The organism is Allorhodopirellula solitaria (genome assembly GCF_007859855.1).
GTDB classification, from domain to species: Bacteria; Planctomycetota; Planctomycetia; order Pirellulales; family Pirellulaceae; genus Rhodopirellula; species Rhodopirellula solitaria.
In genome coordinates this window covers 51,268-68,197 of record NZ_SJPK01000011.1, presented here as the reverse complement: position 1 = coordinate 68,197, position 16,930 = coordinate 51,268, and the positions used below count along the sequence as shown (strand labels likewise).

Below are 16,930 nucleotides of genomic sequence, written 5' to 3'. Positions count from 1 at the left end.
CATGGACACGATGACTGAAACTTCGCCGCTCCCCTTCCCCTCGAATTGGCGTCATCGTCATCTATTGGACTTGGAGCGACTGCAGGCAGATGAGTTGTTTGCGATACTCAGCACAGCGGAGCGGCTGAAGCGGCTCACCGATGGATGCCGCCGAAAATTGTCCCTGCTGTCGGGGAAGACCTGCGCCAATCTCTTTTTTGAGAACAGCACGCGGACTCGAAACAGTTTCTCCTTGGCGGCCAAACGGCTCGGTGCGGACACGGTTGAATTCAGTAGCGCCGGCAGCAGCGTGGCCAAAGGCGAAACGTTTGTCGACACAGCGAAAACGATCGAGGCGATGGGGGTGGATTGGGTCGTGACCCGCCACCAAACGCCTGGCACACCACATCTGCTCGCTCGTGAGATCGGTTGCAGTGTGCTCAATGCGGGCGATGGCCCACACGAGCACCCCACCCAAGGCTTGCTTGATATTCTCACGATCCTGCAGCATCGCGGGCCCGGCGATTGGACGCAGGCGTCGATCAACCCGAGCCAACTGCTAGCGGGCAAGACCGTGGCGATGGTGGGCGATATCGCTCACAGCCGGACGGCCCGCAGCAATATCTGGGGGCTGAAATCGTTGGGCGCCAACGTGATTATTTGTGGTCCACCGACGCTCGTCAGCCCGCGTTGGGAAGAGATTGGATTCGAAGTGGCGCACCGACTCGACGACATTGTGGATCGCTGCGACGTGCTAAATCTCCTGCGAATTCAGTTCGAACGCCAACACACACGGCCATTCCCCAGTGTCCGTGAATACGCAGCGTTGTACGCAATGAACGGCGCTCGAATGCAGCGAGCGAAGTCTGATATTTTGATCATGGCTCCCGGGCCGATTAACCGGGGCGTGGAGATCACCCCCGAGGTTGCCGATGGCCCTCATTCGGTGATCCTCGAACAAGTCACCAATGGCATCGCAGTCCGCATGGCTGCCTTGTGGCTGTTGTCGGGCGCCTGTGAGAATGCCTCCTCGGAATCCAACTCGCGCAGTTGAAGGAAAATCGATCGCTATGTCCTTTCCCACGCCATCGCCGCACCAACCGATTGTGATCGATGGTGGCCGGATCATTGACCCCGCGCACGGGGTCGACCGCATTGGCCGCTTGCTGATCAACGAGGGGCGGGTCGCCGCCCTCGACCCGAGCGACGACGATTGCCCAGATGACGCCTACTGGATCGACGCGCAGGACCGCATCGTGGCGCCAGGATTGGTAGATCTCGGTGCCGAATTGCGGCAACCCGGCCGCGAAGAAGACGAAACGATTCAAACCGGCAGCGACTCAGCTCTCGCTGGCGGTTACACCTCGGTGCTCTGTTGCAGCAACACCAACCCTGTCATCGATTCCGCCGCCGCCGTCGAATTGGTGATCCAAATCTCGCAGCGCGTCGGCGGTGTGCGTGTCTTCCCAATCGGGTGCTTGAGCAAGGGACGCAAAGCCGAACAGATGGCCGAGCTGGCGATTCTCGCCGAAGCCGGCGCGATCGGCTTCAGCGATTCCCCGCAAGCGATGCCCAACGACGCCCTGCTCAAACGGGCCCTCGATTACTGCCGGATGTTTGATCTGCCGATCTTCGATCGACCTGAGGTTCCCGGGCTTGCCGAAGGCGGCGTGATGCACGACGGCCGCGTCGCACTGGTTCTTGGGTTGAAAGGACTGCCAACCGAAGCGGAGGACCTCGCCGTAGCCCGAGATGTGCGATTGGCCGAGGCCACCAAGGGGCGGCTGCACGTTGGGCCTGTCAGCACGATGGGAGCGATCGACATGATCGGACGCGTCAAGAGTCGCGGGATACCGATCTCCGCCTCGGTCTGCCCGCAAAATTTGCACGGCAGCGACGCGCTGCTGCGCACTTTCGACTCCCAATTCAAAGTCCATCCGCCGATGCGCAGCCCCGCGCATGTCGAGTCGCTGCAGCAAGCCGTCGCCGACGGCACCATCGACGCAATCCAGTCCGGTCACATGCCGCGAGCGCGTGAAAAGAAGGGCAACGACCTCGAACTGGCACCCTTCGGCGCCGCCACGCTCGAAACGACGCTTGCCGCCACGATCACCGATATGATTCGCACCGATATCTTGAGCTGGTCACGGGCGATCGAGTGTCTCTCCACCAACCCTGCCAAAATTGCCAAACTCGATGCCGGGACGCTCGGTATCGGGGCTTCCGCCGACGTCGCGGTTATTGATCCCGAAACTCCCTGGACGGTCAACGCTAGCCAATTCTTGTCACGCTGCCAGAGCAGCCCGATGGAAGACCGCGAATTATTCGGTCGTGTCACCCACACGATCGTCGGCGGCCGACTGCTGTTCGTGTCGGTCGAAGACTCCGGCACCATCGTCGCTGGCTGAATGACACGCCAGGCCTCCGTGGGGGCGAAGAGCGACACAAAACGCGTCTCTTTGTCTGCTTGCTAAGCGACGTTTCTACCAGCCGCCACGGCCGATGGAAACGTTTTTGAAAGAGATGTCACGCTAGCAATTCCTCAACGACTTTGCCATGCACATCGGTCAAACGGAAATCGCGACCGGCATGGTGATAGGTGAGACGCTCGTGATCGAAACCGAGTGCGTGCAACACGGTGGCTTGGATGTCATGCACGTGGACGGGGTTCTCGGTGATGTGAAATCCGAACTCGTCGGTCGCACCGTGGCTGATCCCGGGCCGGATGCCTCCGCCCGCCATCCACATGGTGAACGCTTGCGGGTGATGATCGCGGCCCGCCTTGCGTCCCAACGCGGGATTCGTCTCGACCATCGGCGTCCGCCCGAATTCGCCACCCCAGATCACGAGCGTTTCATCGAGAAGTCCCGTTCGTTTGAGGTCGGCGACCAGAGCCGCTGTGGCGGTCGCCGTGGTCTGGCAATTTTTAATCGAGTTGCCTTTGACGTCACTATGGGCGTCCCACCCCGAATGATAAATGTTGATGAATCGAACGCCTCGCTGCACCATGCGGCGGGCGAGCAGGCAGGCCCGAGCAAACGAATCCTGCTTGGGATCGCAGCCATAGAGGTCCAGCGTCTCCTGCGTCTCGTTGCTGAAATCCATCAACTCCGGTGCCGAGGTCTGCATCCGGGCCGCCATTTCGAAAGCAGCGATCCGAGTCGCGATTTCCGGATCGTGGACCTGAGCGAGTCGCTCGGCATTGAGCCGGTTGATCAATTCGAAACTGTCACGCTGCACGTCCTCACTGAATCGCGACGGCGTGTTGACATTAAGAATCGGCTCGCTACCACTGCGAAAGGGGACGCCGCTGTAGAGACTCGGCATGAACCCACTCGACCACAACGACGTGCCGCCGCTGAGCCCGGCACCTGTGCTCATGACGACGAACGCAGGCAGGTTCTGAGTTTCGGCGCCGAGCCCGTAAAGCGCCCAGGAGCCGAGGCAGGGGCGTCCGGGCTGTGAGAACCCAGAATGAAACAGCAGTTGGGCTGGAGCATGATTGAACTGGTCCGTTGAGACGGACTTGATGAAACAGATGTCGTCAGCGACTGCACCGAGTGGCGCCATGGGCGAACCGAGCACCGCACCACAATCTCCGTATTGTTCAAACTCGAACTGGGGCCCCAACACGGCAGCATCCGGTTGGATGAACGCGTAACGTTGGTCGCCGATCACGGACGGCGGCAACGGCTTGCCCTCGAACTCAGTGAGCGTTGGCTTAGGATCGAACAACTCGATCTGGCTCGGGGCCCCCGCCATGAAGAGATGAATGACCGCCTTGGCCGACCCACGGAAATGCGGCGTTTTCGGTGCTAGTGGATTGGAAGCGAGGTCCTGAGCGGCGACGTTTGTCCCAGGCACTGCGCCACTGAGCAGTCCCGCTGCTGCCATCTTGCCAAGCCCCACGCGGCACTCATTCAAGAAATAACGACGGGAGAGATTGGGCGAACGGGAGGTGGGTTCGTGCATGTTTCTTCTCAGGTGCATCGCGTGGACAACTCAGTTCTTAGTGATCGACTCGTCGAGGCATAACAGCACTCGGGCCGTGGCCGCCCAGTCATGGTGCTGTTGGTGAAACGCTGTGAGCATCTCGATTTCGCTCGGGCTTGGACAACGAGTGAGCAAGCGGCGAAATCCGAGCCTGATTCGATCGCGATCGTCGCCCGCAGCATCCGCCATCTCGCTACCGAAATGCTCTGCGATCTCGATGAACATCGGATCATTCATCAATGTCAGCGACTGCAATGGCGTGTTGGAGACGTCGCGGCGGGCGAGACAGGACTCACCTGATCCCGCATCGAACGTCGCGAACATAGCAAAAGGTGCCGTCCGCTGCTGATAGGTATAGATTCCCCGGCGGTACCGGTCCGCACCCTCACTAGCGTGCCAATTCGACTTGGCGTAGTTCGCCGCTTGCGCGGCGGCGGGTTGGGGTGGCCGCACGGGCGGTCCATGCATTTTCGATTCGAGCAACCCCGCAGCGGCAAGTGAGACGTCGCGAATGACCTCGGCGTCCAATCGCTTGCGTGGAAATCGACTCAAGAGCACCCCCGCTCGCGGGTCATCATTCGATGGATCGATCCGCGAGGATTGCTGGTAGGTGGCGCTGGTCACGATCAATCGATGGAGCTGCTTGACGTCCCAACCACCGTCCATCAAATCGACCGCGAGATAGTCAAGCAGCTGCGGGTGAGAGGGGGGCGATCCCTGCATGCCGAAATCCGTGACCGTGTTCACTATGCCGTTCCCGAAGAAAGCGGCCCAGGCTCGGTTGGCGACGACGCGGGCGGTCAACGGATTGTCACGTGCGACGATCCAACGAGCGAATTCCAACCGGTTCGTCGGCGAGGCGTCGCCCGCCCAGCGCAGCACATCGGGGACACGCGGTGAAACTTGCTCGGTCGGCTGCGTGTACTCACCACGCCGGTGCAAGAACGTCGGCCGGGGGTGCTCCGGCGGTCGTTCCCGCATCACAAGCGTGGGTGTGCCGGGCGGTGTACTGCGGAGGCTCACCCATTGCCGAGCGGTTTTCTCCAGCTCTTCGGTACCCAGGAGGAAGGCTTTTCGGACCTCCCTGTTCGCTTTGGCGGCATCAACATCGAGCGACTGCAGTAGCTCGGTCGCCAACAGGGTCGCCCGGGGTTTCTCGCCTGTGGCGTTGGTGACACTAACCCGGAACTTCCCCAACGAGCTGGCGAAATGGCGTCCAAAGTGCATTCGCAGGTTCAGCGGCGTGCCCGCTGGAATGGGTTTTTCGAGAACGAAGACGGCGATGTGCCGCAGCCCAGGGCGCCCCGACGCCGACCATCCCGTTTGCAGGTCACCGTCGCATGCCATCTCGGCGGTAGCCGGATTGCTGCCGAAGTGGTTCTTCGCATAGCTCTGGCTGGCCCCAGCGATTCCGATTCGTTGTGGCTCGGTACCGGAATCTTCCGCCGCCGTTTCGATCTCCAATTCACTTAGAAAAAAGTCGCCCTTGGGCCCTTCGTAGTAAGTCGATCCGGGGCCCGATTTGGGCAACCGCTGATCGGGAAGTGCTTCCAAGCGAATAGCGGTAATGGGCGCCTTCGATCCTGGGTATGCGAGGGAGTAGATGTCATGCTTGGAGGTATCGCCGCCAGCAAAGATGATCCCGTCGTCTTCATGCATCAGATAGGGAACATTCGCAGACACCGCCGTGGGCTCGATCGTGGCCCAGGACGCGTCTTGCTTCGCAGTAACTGACCACCAGGCCGAGAACGCGGCAACGAAAGTGTTCTCAGACGGAGCGTCCTGACCGCTCGAGCTTTCCCCAGCGGTTTCGCTGCTCTCGGGTTCCGGCCAATGGGACTCCAGTCCCAAAAGAATCTTGTCCGCCTTGGCCCATTGAGAGGCTTGATGCTCGAGCGACTGCTCGCTGCGGATGAAGTAGTCGGGTTCGTCGACGTTATTGAGTAGGGCCATCATCCCAAAATAATCGCGATGCGTGATCGGATCGTACTTGTGCGTGTGGCACTGGGCACAGCCAGTCGTCAGCCCCAGCCACGTCGTACCCGTTGTCGCGACGCGATCGGTCATCGCGTGATAACGAAACTCCATCGGGTCGATACCGCCTTCTTCGTTGAGCATGGTATTGCGATGGAACCCGGTCGCCACGCGTTGCTGCGGCCCGGCCCCGGGGAGCATATCCCCAGCGAGCTGTTCGATAGTGAAGCGGTCGAATGGCATGCCATCGTTGATGGCATCGATGACCCAGTCGCGGTAGGGCCACATGCTGCGATCGCGATCCTTCTCATAGCCGTTGGTGTCGGCGTAACGCGCCAGGTCAAGCCACCGCCGGGCCCAGCGTTCACCGTACTCGTCTCGCTGTAACAACTCGTCAACGATCTGCCCGTACGCCTCGGGAGATGGATCGGCAGCAAACGCATCCGCCTGAGCGACCGACGGTGGCAGCCCGATCAAATCGAGGTACAGACGGCGGATCAATAGGAGTGGATCGGCGGCAGGGGCGCGAGCCAAGCCCTCGCGAGTGAGTCGCTGGTCGACGAAATGGTCGATCGGGTGGACGCCCTGTGGCACGGCCGCTGCCACGGGCGCCACAAACGCCCAGTGCTCCTCATAGTTCGCCCCCGCCTCGACCCATCGCCCGAGCGTGTTGATTTGTTCTGCATCGAGCGGTTTATTAGCGTGCGGCGGTGGCATCCGAACATCCGCGTCGTCCGAGCGGATGCGCGAAACCACTTCCTCCCAGTCAGCCTCGTCAGGAAGATCCAAGCGCAGCCCAGCCTCACGGTGGTCCTCGTCGGGACCGTGGCAGGCAAAACAGTGGTTCGAGAGAATCGGACGCACCTGCTCATTGAAAGTCGGTGGATCCTCCGCCGCCACGGGCGAGCCCCCGCCCTGAGCACCGTGTGTGAGTGAGACAACGAGAAGACTCGTGTAGACGATTGTGTACAATGGCCAGCCACAGCGGCGCAGCGGCCCCATTGCGGAGCGATTCTGCGAACAAGGCGGTAGAGTTTGCCGGTAGGGGAGGAGCGCGAACATGGATGACCCGTGGGAGAAATCGAACCGCATGAGTATACTGTTAACGTGAGATAATTCACCCTACTCAAGATTCGACGGGATTCCTAGCGAGCGCGCCGGCCAACGATGGGCTCCCTAGAGAGGAAAACGTAGCGGAATTGTAATTGTGGCGTAAAATTCGCTGAGAAATGACCCCCAGGCCTGGGACACAGGCCTCGATTTCGATTAAATATTGAATCCCCATCAAAACATCCGTGAGCCGAACGCTCACCGATCCACGCAGTGAGAAAAGGTGCAGCATGCTGAAACTGGAATCAACCTCGGGCGAGACTGCGCCGCAGCCACACGAAAGCTCATTTTATCACAACCTGGTTCCTGCCTATCAAGCGGTTTGGCCCGCGGTGGCCCGGCGGCGGATCCAGGGCAACCTGACCGCCCTGGACATCCCGCAGGGAACCCAGGTGCTCGAGGTCGGCGTGGGGACCGGCATGTCACTCGAAGCGTACCCCCTCCACGCGAACGTGCTCGGCGTCGATTTATCCGAGTCGATGCTCGCCGAAGCCGAAGCGCTCATCGCGAAAGAGAAATGGGACCACATTCAGGTGCGCCCCATGAACGCGGAGAAGCTCGAGTTTGACGACGCCAGCTTCGATTTGGTGACGTCCTTTCACACCATCAGCGTGGTGTCCCAACCGGAGAAGATGATGCGAGAAATGGTCCGTGTCTGCAAACCGGGCGGCCGGATTCTTGTGATCAATCACTTCCGCAGCGACAATCCGTTGATCGCCCGCGTCGTCGATTCCGCAGGCGGGATCACTCGCCGGCTTGGTTGGCGTACCGACCTGGAAGTCAATTCGCTGCTGACCGAATTGCCCATCGAGGTGGAGAGCTGCCACAAAAACAACCCGCTGTCGCTGTTTCGAGTGCTGGTAGCGAAGCGGGTCTGAAATTGCCCCCTGCGGGCGAGCCCTAATCGTTGAGCCCGAAGGCGTCGCGAAGTTCACTGATCACGTTGTCCTGCATCACCGACAGTGGGCCAATGGCTCGTGACTGAACAAGCGCCTCGGCAGTCGACTCAAAAACTTCCAAGCGGTCAAACGTCGCCAGGATGCTCCCGCCGGTGATCAGGACACCGTCATTCTCGAGTACCGCGGTGGGCGACGAGGAGGAGATGTGATCGGCGATCGATCCATCGCCCCGATACTGCACACCGTAGGGAACCCGACAAACGTCTCGCAGAAAAACGTAACTCTCGGGGATCGTTTTAGAATCGAACTCGGCATCGGTGACACTGAAAGCTGTCGCTGCGACGGGGTGTGCAAAGGCGATCGCTTGCACCTCAGGATGCTTGCGATAGATAGCTTGATGGGCTAACACCGCTCGGCTCGCCTTCTTTCCTGCCTCCCGCGCGGCCCCTTCGACATAGACCAAATCACCAGGCTGCAACGTTTCTCGGTCACGCTGGGTGGGCGTGATGACAAATGCGTCGTCGTCGACCCGTGCTGAAAAGCTGCCTTCGGTGCTGATCAGAAGTCCTTGGCGACATCCCCGGCGGACAAATTCGCTCAGCGAGCGGCGCAGCTCGAGCTCATTCGACGTCGGCTCGTGAGCGTCAATTGAATCCAGGTCGACGCTGCGATCACGCGCCAACTGCAACTGCGTTTCATCGAGGTGCTGGATCTTGCCAATCTTACCAGCATGGATCAACGTCTTGGCACAGAACTCGAACGCCTCAAACCGATCGAAGGATTGCGACAGCGACTCACCGCCGACGACCACCCCGTGATTCTCCAGGATCACACTATCACAGCCGCCCGCAAACTGCTTGGCAATCGATTCGCCGAGCCGTTCACTACCTGGCAATGCGTAAGGCGCGAACCCCGTCGTCCCGCAGACCGCATTGGCCTGATGGAAAATACGCGTCTCCGGTGTGCGGCCACAAATGCTGAAGGCCACCAACGCCACCGGGTGAGCGTGCACGATGGCACCGATGTCGGGTCGCACAGCATAGATCGCCTTGTGAAACGGGAACTCCGACGACGGCGGATGCTTGCCATCGACCGAACCATCAGGCCGAACGCAAACGATGTCGTCCCGCTGTAACCGCCCCTTGTCCACCCGGGCTGGCGTAATCCAAATATCCCCGTTCGTGTCGCGGATGGACAGGTTGCCTCCCGACGTCGTCGTCATCCGCGAACGATAGATCCGCTGCATCGTCGCGATGATCTCATCGCGTGGGTGAATCCACTTGGCTCGTTGGTCGGATGAAGAAATTTGCATGAAGTGCTCACGTCAGATGAGTTACTGAGAAGATGATTTGCAAGATCCCAGCCAAATCGCAATCGTTCAAGGCGGAACAATCCACAAACGACGCTGGTCGACGAGAAAACTGCGTCGCCTGCGTCGATGATTCTTTGCAGAGATCGCAAGAAGCCGGTCACCTTCATGATACCTGGACGAAACAGGTTTGGGTGCTGCCGGGACAATGGCCTGAGCAGAGTTGTCTCGGCCGATGGGGTGCAGGTGGTGCGGCCAGTCCTTACCGGGCGTTCTCCGCCGCAGGCTAGCTCAAGGGCTCGTTGGACGCAGCAAGAAATGCCAACGAAAATTTCTCATCCTGGATACCTGCTACTGAGAACCGCAGAGAACACAAAATGGATGGGTAAACAGCCCGGTCCGCCGCAGCAAATTGACCTGCCGAACTCCCGACGGGCGGAGCCGTCGGTTGACTATCGTAGCCAGACGGCTCCGTCCGTCTGAGCTCAACCAACGCCACAAACTCCCGACGGGCGGAGCCGTCGGTCGACCATCGTAGCCAGACGGCTCCGTCCGTCTGAGCTAATCCAACACACCATACTCCCAACGGGCGGAGCCGTCGGTCGACTATCGTAGCCAGACGGCTCCGTCCGTCTGAGCTCAACCAGCGCACCCTTCGGAGCCAACCCGTCGACCACCCGACTCGCGTGAGAGCCCCACTCTGCTGTCGTTTGGGCCGCTCGTCGAGCCTGAGTCACTCCTAACCCAAGTCGAATTCAGGGTCATGCAACCGCATGCGACGACAGCAAGACGTCGTCAACAATCTTCAGGAGGCTTCTTTTTGCCTGCGGCGACGCTTTTCACCCACGACCATTCCGATTGCTACCAGAGCACAGAACGCGAGCGAGGCGGGTTCTGGAACCGCGGCAGCGAGTGTCAGTTGGGAGTTGTCGATAAACAAGTTACTAGCGCCAGGAGTAGTCCCCGGGAACCAACCGTAGCGATTTCCGCCGAAATCTCCGATCGGGTCGCTGGGTGCACCGCTAGTCAACATCCAACTCCCCAAAACAACATCCGATGAATCCAGCACCGCTAGGTCCACGTTCAGACTGCCACCGCTCTCATAGAACGTGTGCCGGAACGTATACCATCCAGTCATCTCGATCGCGATGGGGTTCGACTTCGCCTTGGGATCTTCGTTTGGCCCTGTATTGTTGCTCGTACCAATGATGAACCGATCCGTGTTGGCGCTACCAGGCCCGGTGGCATCATCATAAAATCCAGCATTGAACGCGAAATCTCGCACATGATTTCCATCGCTATCATTGATGGCGGAGGTATAGTCGAAGCGAGTCCCGTTGGTCCATCCGCTGCCGCCCACGTCGAGATAGATATCGAGTGAAGTTGAATAGTCCTGAAACGCCGTTGGAACACCACCTCCTGCACCGAAGTTATACCCTCCGAGTTGGGTAAAGGCGTTGAGACTCGGCGATCCGTGAAAAGAGCCCGATGCCGAGGGCACCCCGTCAGTACCATTTGGAACCTGAGTAACCCCACTCCAAGTATTTGGGTTCGACTCGAATCCATCGAAATACAGCACGGTAGCCGCGTGAGACGACGCAACGGACGCAAACGCGCAGAATAGCAACGCGAGTCCACCGCCGATGAGGTTGGCCATATTCTTCATTAGGATCTACTCTCTGCCAAGAACTGCAGATGAACGACTGCAATCTCTCGGACAACACGGTTTCGTGGGAACGAAGGGCTCACATGCTCCCCTCAGAAAGAACGAGTGAACAAGTCTAGCTCGGCTCTATAGGCTTTGTATATCTGGGGGATTTTTTTGTGCAATAGTTCTCCAGCGCAACCGCGAGTGGGAGCCGACGGCACACTCCTGTCGCTAAGAACCTGCCCCCCAACAATCGACAGGGGCTTTCGTTTTCACCTTGTAGGAGCTGCCCTTGCCAGATGCCTGTTGAAATTTTTTTTGCCGAAAGAGTGTCATTCTCTTCGTTCGAGTCGCGATCTCACCCACATCACACCGCCGCGCGCCAAACGAGATCGTTCGATTTCTGCTCAGCCGCCCATGGGAAGCCGCGCTAGCGACGGGTGATTTGGTGGAAAGAGAGACCAGCGAGCTCGCCGTTGGATCAGCGATCATCTCGGACGCGGCAGGTCGTGCTGAAAGCCGATAGGAGGAGGCTCCCGACGGGCGGAGCCGTCGGTCGACGGGCGGAGCCGTCGGTCGACTATCGTAGCCAGACGGCTCCGACCGTCTGAGCTAATCCAACGCACCAAACTCCCGACGGGCCGAGCCGTCGGTCGACTATCGTAGCCAGACGGCTCCGTCCGTCTGAGCTAATCCAACGCACCGAACTCCCGACGGGCGGAGCCGTCGGTCGACCATCGTAGCCAGACGGCTCCGTCCGTCTGAGCTAATCCAACGCACCATACTCCCGACGGGCGGAGCCGTCGGTCGACTATCGTAGCCAGACGGCTCCGACCGTCTGAGCTAATCCAACGCACCATACTCCCGACGGGCCGAGCCGTCGGTTGACCATCGTAGCCAGACGGCTCCGTCCGTCTGAGCTAATCCAACACACCATACTCCCAACGGGCGGAGCCGTCGGTCGACTATCGTAGCCAGACGGCTCCGACCGTCTGAGCTCAACCAGCGCACCGAACTCCCGACGGGCGGAGCCGTCGGTCGACTATTTCACGCCCGCGGATGAAACTCGCGGTGGACGCGTTGCAATCGGCTATGCTCGACATGCGTGTAGATCTGCGTCGTTTGAATGCTGGCGTGACCAAGCATCTCTTGGACCTGCCGCAGGTCGGCGCCGCCGCCGAGCAGATGGGTTGCGAAGCTGTGCCGGAGCGAGTGCGGACTGATCTCAGCGAGGATCCCTGCCCGCTTGGCGTAGCGTTTGACCAGCCGCCAGAGCTGGATGCGGTCGAGCGGACGTCCGCTGCGAGATAAAAACAGTTCATCACAGAGCGAGGGAGCGCGGCCGGCCAGAATCCCACGGGCTTGCGCGAGATAGAATTCAATGGCGGCGATCGCCTGTCCCCCGATCGGTACCATCCGCTGTTTATCCCCCTTGCCGTGGCAACGCAGGTGTTTCTCGGGCAGGGATAGGTCGCGGACCCGCAGCGAACACACCTCCGAGACGCGGCAGCCCGTGGCGTAGAGCACTTCGAGCAGCGCCCGGTCCCGCTCCCAAAACGAATCGCTCTTCTTAACCGCGGACAGAAACGCCTCGACCTCGGAGGGCGACATCACGCCCGGCATCCGCTGCCATGCCTTTTGGGTCGCGAGCAATTCCGCAGGATTCTCGCTGGCGAGACCCTCCAATTGCAAATATTTGTAAAACGTCCGCACCGCCACGATGTTGCGTGAGATCGATGCGGGAGCCAGATTGCGGTCGTGAAGATAGCCTACGAATCCGGAGAGTTCCGTGATATTCATGTCCGCCGCTTGGCGACCATCGAGCCAGGCGAGGAACTGTTTCATGTCGCGGGTGTAGGCATCCACCGTATTTTTCGCGAGATGGCACTCCCGTTTGAGATAGATCAAGAAGTCGGCGCAAACCGAATCGCTTGCCTCAACCGGTTTCGCTGCAGCACCGCCACTTTGGAGCTGTTGCAGCTTGGTCATCCGTTTCGCCATGAGTAGTCTCTCACCTAGGAATTCGCTATTCTCTGACTCTTCTTATCGACCCTCGTATCGTTTGGATTGAAGTAGATGAACGTTTTGGTAGTAGGTGGTGCCGGATACATTGGCTCGCATGCGGTCGCACGACTGATCGATGCAGGTCACCAAATCGTTGTATTGGACAACCTTTCCCGCGGCCATGCTGCTGCGGTACCTGACGGCATGCTCGTTCGCGGTAATCTCAACGACACAGATTTCGTGGAAAAAACGCTCCGAGAGAACGACATCGACGTGGTCATGCATTTCGCTGCCTTCGCCGAGGTCGGGGAATCGGTTAAAGACCCCGCGTCCTACTATCAAAACAACGTCGTTGCAGCCCTGTCGTTGCTCGAAGCGATGCGCCGGGCCGACGTCAAAAAGATTGTTTTCAGCAGCACGACGGCCACCTACGGCCAGCCCGACAAGGTGCCGATCGCTGAAACGACCCCGCAAAATCCAATCAACCCTTACGGTTTCACCAAACTTGTCATCGAGCGAGCCCTCGCCGATTATGCCAACGCCTACGGGTTCGCCTACGCCGCCCTGCGGTACTTCAATGCAGCCGGGGCCCATCCCGATGGTCATATCGGGGAACACCACGAACCCGAATCGCACCTGATTCCGATTGTCCTGCAGGTGGCACTGGGCCAGCGTGAGAGCATCACCATCTTTGGCGACGACTACCCCACGCCCGATGGCACCTGCATCCGCGATTACATCCACGTCGAAGACCTCGCCGAGGCCCATTTGCGAGCCATGGATCGGCTCCAGCCCGGCCAAGGAATCTGTGTCAATTTGGGTACTGGAAAAGGCATCAGTGTGCGTGAAATCGTCGAAGCCTGCCGCAGCGTGACCGGTCACGAGATCCCCGTGGTGATGGGCGACCGCCGCGCCGGCGACCCTGCTGAACTCGTCGCCGATGCGACTTTGGCCAACGAACTGTTGGACTGGAAAGCCCAATACACCGACGTGAAGGAAGTCGTCCAAACGGCATGGCGGTGGCACCAATCCCACCCGCGTGGGTACAGCTCCTAGGGCCCGCGATTCGATGAATTCCACGCCCCCCCGAGCGAAATCCGCCAGCGATTCTGCTGATCGCCCCTGGTACGCTGACGGACTACGATTTGAATGCACGCAGTGCGGTGCCTGCTGCAGCGGCGAGCCGGGCTACGTGTTTGTCGACGAATCCGAAATCGCCGCGATGGCGGAGGAACTGCGGCTCAGCGTGGAGGAGTTCCACCAAAAGTTCTTGCGCCGCGTCGGCAGCCAGTTCAGTCTGCGGGAGTATCCCGATGGCGACTGCATCTTTCTCGACCCTAAATCGCGTCACTGCTTGGTCTACCGATCCCGTCCGATCCAGTGTCGGACGTGGCCGTTCTGGGACAGTACGCTGGAGTCACCCGCCGACTGGCGTGATACCTGTGACGCCTGCCCGGGCGCGGGAAAGGGCCAACTCTACACATTCGACGAGATCGAAGTCCGCCGCCGTGAGAAATCGGTCTGAGAGCTTTCGAGCAACGAAACCGAATTTTTCTAAGATTGATTGGACTTTGACGGTTGTGCCGGTCGATACCTATTGTGCGGGTCATTGCGGCGCGGCGTCTGAGGCCTCGATTAACGAGGTCAACGACACGCAGACAGTCTGGCGAATTCATCATTCGCCTGCCTTTCTGTCGCCACGCCGCTTGACATTCGCCCGCTTGCGTCCATACAGTGGCGACTCCTAAGTCGAGCAGCTTTCGTGGTTTGCGTCAAAATGATGCCGATCTCGCTGCACATCCGAACGAGTCAACTGGATGGGAGTGCCAGCGGAGTGACCAAAAAAGAAATCGTACGCGTCATCTCTGAAGAACTCGGATTGACGCAACAACAGACCAAAGAGGTGGTGCAGCGGACCTTCGACTCGATTGTCGAGATGTTGGTCCGAGAGGGACGAGTCGAACTGCGAAATTTCGGCGTCTTCGAGGTTAAACTTCGAGCCGCTCGCAGTGCGAGGAATCCCAAAACAAGCCAACAAGTTCACGTTCCTGAAAAGTACGTCGTCAGTTTCAAACCCGGTAAGGAGATGGAACAACGCGTCCAAAACTTGAGCGAGCAGCCCGGCCGTCCCGCATGGCTCGACCCGGACTACGAACCCGAAGGCTCGCCACCTCAACCGACCGCCGACTCAACCGAGCATCCCGCTCGATCCACGCACAGCCAAAATTTGAAATCAGCCCGCGAGGCTGACCACCCCAACCGCCCCACCGGCGATTGGGCGTGATTCGAACTCGCGGGTCCATGTTGTTCACGGAGGAACTTCCCATGAAACTTGCGACATCGGCGATCGACGCCACCCCAGCGGCCGAAACAACTGGCCGGGCAAAGCGAAGTCCCTCGGCATCGATGCGAGCCTTCGCCACCCGGATGGTCTTCAGCGCCGCGTTGATGATGACCGCAATGACATCTGTCGGTTGCTTCCTACCGATCTATTCTGCCCGGCCCGAACGCCGCGTCCAGCAGTTGCTCTACACCTCGGAAAACCTTCGAGCGATGGTCGACGAATGGGAACGCTTCTGGCAGCTCGACGCCCCGAGCCACCTGACGCCCATCCGAACTCACGGCGGCGTGCTCTAACGAGACGCTCGGGAAAGTCCTTTCCCGCTCTCGTCGACACTCGGCCGGCAACGCCGGCGACCTGTGCTCACTCGAGGCATGACGCCAACGTGAGCAGCGCGAAACCCGTCCCGTAGGGCTGGTGGTAGTCATAGAGCGGATAGTCCCACCACGAACCGTCCGCCTCCTGACGATCGAGCATCAACTTAGCGAGCATCGCTTGGTAGGGATCAATCTCTCCCGCGGGCAACAAATCCATGCCCACAGCGGCATAGTAGTGGCCGAAATAGTAGAAATAGCCAGCTACCTGCATCCAGGCTTCGTGGGGAATCGGGCGTTTACGGCCGATGTCCAACCATCCATTACGCAAATAGAGACGACACAGCCAAACCTGGATGACGTTGTCTGTAATCGCGTCATCGCCCCACAAACGCAGAGCTGCGTTGCAGCACTGAGAGCGGCCTAGACTTCCTCCCGGCCGATTGATGCTCCGCATGGGCTGCGTCCTCAAATTTTCGCTATAGAGATAGCTAAAGTCGGGTTTGCGCTGCCGGCGGAGTGCTCGGATTGCCCGTTCCACCATCCGTGCGGGTGGCTCGATGCCAATGTCTCGGGCCGAAGCGAGGGCGACCAGCACAGCCCCGTTGACGAAACTCGTGGAGGAGGACGTCGGCTGATCGGCTTGATAGCGGAAGTCATAGTAGCCCCATCCCCCGTCAACCGATTCGTACCGCTGCAACATCTCGAACTGCGTTTGAATCATCGCAGTCAGCTGGGCCTGTTTCTCAGGCGACCCTTCGTGCCATCGATACAACTGCGTCATGGCTTCAATCGAATAGCCGTGCCCCCACACGTTGTAGAGTGCATCGCCGCCGGCCCGTCGCAGCCGGGGTAGATCCTCCACCAACCACGCCTCCGCTCGCGTCAAACTTTCACGCACCCGCGACTTCAAATCGGACTGCGCGTCTCCCTCGGGCAAGTGGCGGTATGTTTCGAGCAAGCCCGCGATCGCCAGGGACGTCGTGCCGGTTCGGAACGCATGATGGGCCCCGGGGACGGGGGCGTAGATATTCAGGCTCTTCGTCCGGGTCGCCGATCCCCAAGAACCATTGGGGTTTTGATCGGCCAACAGAAACTCGACGCCCCGGATTACCGAGTCCAAGATTTCTTCATCCGAGGGCCCATCGACGACCGGTGGTGTCGGTGAACGCTGCCAATCAAAGCGATCGGCAGCCTCGATCGCCTCCCGACTCGGCTTCGCATCGCCGTCTACCACCGGGGCATCCGCAACAGCGACGACGCATAGTAATCCCACGCTGCACCACATCATGGCTAGCGATCTCAGCAAGGGCAGCGATCTCAAGGGAGGGGCAGACATGTGATGGATCCGAAAAAAAC

General features: G+C 59.6%; 13 protein-coding genes. 7 read left to right on the top strand and 6 right to left on the bottom strand.

Annotated features, from left to right (window positions below):
- Window position 1 precedes the first annotated feature (1 nt).
- The gene (locus CA85_RS18290) at window positions 2-1,033 is read left to right on the top strand and encodes an aspartate carbamoyltransferase catalytic subunit (protein ID WP_146392810.1); all 1,032 of its coding nucleotides are present in this window, start codon (window positions 2-4) and stop codon (window positions 1,031-1,033) included.
- A gap of 16 nt (window positions 1,034-1,049) precedes the next feature.
- A complete protein-coding gene (gene pyrC / locus CA85_RS18285) occupies window positions 1,050-2,387 on the top strand; it encodes a dihydroorotase (protein ID WP_146392809.1) in 1,338 nt (445 codons plus the stop codon).
- Between the two features lie 118 nt (window positions 2,388-2,505).
- On the opposite strand, the gene CA85_RS18280 is transcribed toward pyrC, so the two are convergent.
- Together CA85_RS18280 and CA85_RS18275 are read right to left on the bottom strand one after the other, a co-directional pair.
- Complete coding sequence (locus CA85_RS18280; protein ID WP_146392808.1) at window positions 2,506-3,951, bottom strand: DUF1501 domain-containing protein; 1,446 nt, start codon at window positions 3,949-3,951, stop codon at window positions 2,506-2,508.
- Window positions 3,952-3,981: 30 nt separating this feature from the next.
- Window positions 3,982-7,008, bottom strand: a complete 3,027-nt coding sequence (locus CA85_RS18275) for a PSD1 and planctomycete cytochrome C domain-containing protein (protein WP_186775034.1) — start codon at window positions 7,006-7,008, stop codon at window positions 3,982-3,984.
- 278 nt (window positions 7,009-7,286) lie between these two features.
- On the opposite strand from CA85_RS18275, the gene CA85_RS18270 reads away from it, so the two are divergent.
- Complete coding sequence (locus CA85_RS18270; RefSeq protein ID WP_146392806.1) at window positions 7,287-7,934, top strand: class I SAM-dependent methyltransferase; 648 nt, start codon at window positions 7,287-7,289, stop codon at window positions 7,932-7,934.
- Window positions 7,935-7,956: 22 nt separating this feature from the next.
- Here the strand turns inward: CA85_RS18270 and CA85_RS18265 are convergent, their stop codons facing one another.
- The 3 genes from CA85_RS18265 to xerD all read right to left on the bottom strand — a co-directional run bounded on the left by CA85_RS18265 (window position 7,957) and on the right by xerD (window position 12,913).
- On the bottom strand, window positions 7,957-9,267 hold the full coding sequence (locus CA85_RS18265; protein WP_146392805.1) for a class II aldolase/adducin family protein: 1,311 nt from the start codon (window positions 9,265-9,267) through the stop codon (window positions 7,957-7,959).
- Between the two features lie 802 nt (window positions 9,268-10,069).
- Window positions 10,070-10,921 (bottom strand): hypothetical protein, encoded by an 852-nt coding sequence (locus CA85_RS18255; protein WP_186775033.1) that lies wholly within the window; start codon window positions 10,919-10,921, stop codon window positions 10,070-10,072.
- A 1,038-nt stretch (window positions 10,922-11,959) separates the two neighbouring features.
- A complete protein-coding gene (gene xerD / locus CA85_RS18250; protein WP_146392802.1) occupies window positions 11,960-12,913 on the bottom strand; it encodes a site-specific tyrosine recombinase XerD in 954 nt (317 codons plus the stop codon).
- Window positions 12,914-12,988: 75 nt separating this feature from the next.
- Between xerD and galE the strand changes: the two genes are divergently transcribed.
- The 4 genes from galE to CA85_RS18230 all read left to right on the top strand — a co-directional run bounded on the left by galE (window position 12,989) and on the right by CA85_RS18230 (window position 15,553).
- Window positions 12,989-13,972 (top strand): UDP-glucose 4-epimerase GalE, encoded by a 984-nt coding sequence (gene galE, locus CA85_RS18245; protein ID WP_146392801.1) that lies wholly within the window; start codon window positions 12,989-12,991, stop codon window positions 13,970-13,972.
- Between the two features lie 13 nt (window positions 13,973-13,985).
- On the top strand, window positions 13,986-14,441 hold the full coding sequence (locus tag CA85_RS18240) for a YkgJ family cysteine cluster protein (RefSeq protein ID WP_146392800.1): 456 nt from the start codon (window positions 13,986-13,988) through the stop codon (window positions 14,439-14,441).
- Between the two features lie 309 nt (window positions 14,442-14,750).
- Window positions 14,751-15,200 (top strand): HU family DNA-binding protein, encoded by a 450-nt coding sequence (locus CA85_RS18235; RefSeq protein WP_146392799.1) that lies wholly within the window; start codon window positions 14,751-14,753, stop codon window positions 15,198-15,200.
- A gap of 122 nt (window positions 15,201-15,322) precedes the next feature.
- Entirely contained in the window at window positions 15,323-15,553 is a 231-nt protein-coding gene (locus CA85_RS18230) for a hypothetical protein (protein WP_391564901.1), read from the top strand.
- Window positions 15,554-15,620: 67 nt separating this feature from the next.
- Here the strand turns inward: CA85_RS18230 and CA85_RS18225 are convergent, their stop codons facing one another.
- A complete protein-coding gene (locus CA85_RS18225; RefSeq protein ID WP_246112948.1) occupies window positions 15,621-16,910 on the bottom strand; it encodes a hypothetical protein in 1,290 nt (429 codons plus the stop codon).
- Window positions 16,911-16,930: the final 20 nt, after the last annotated feature.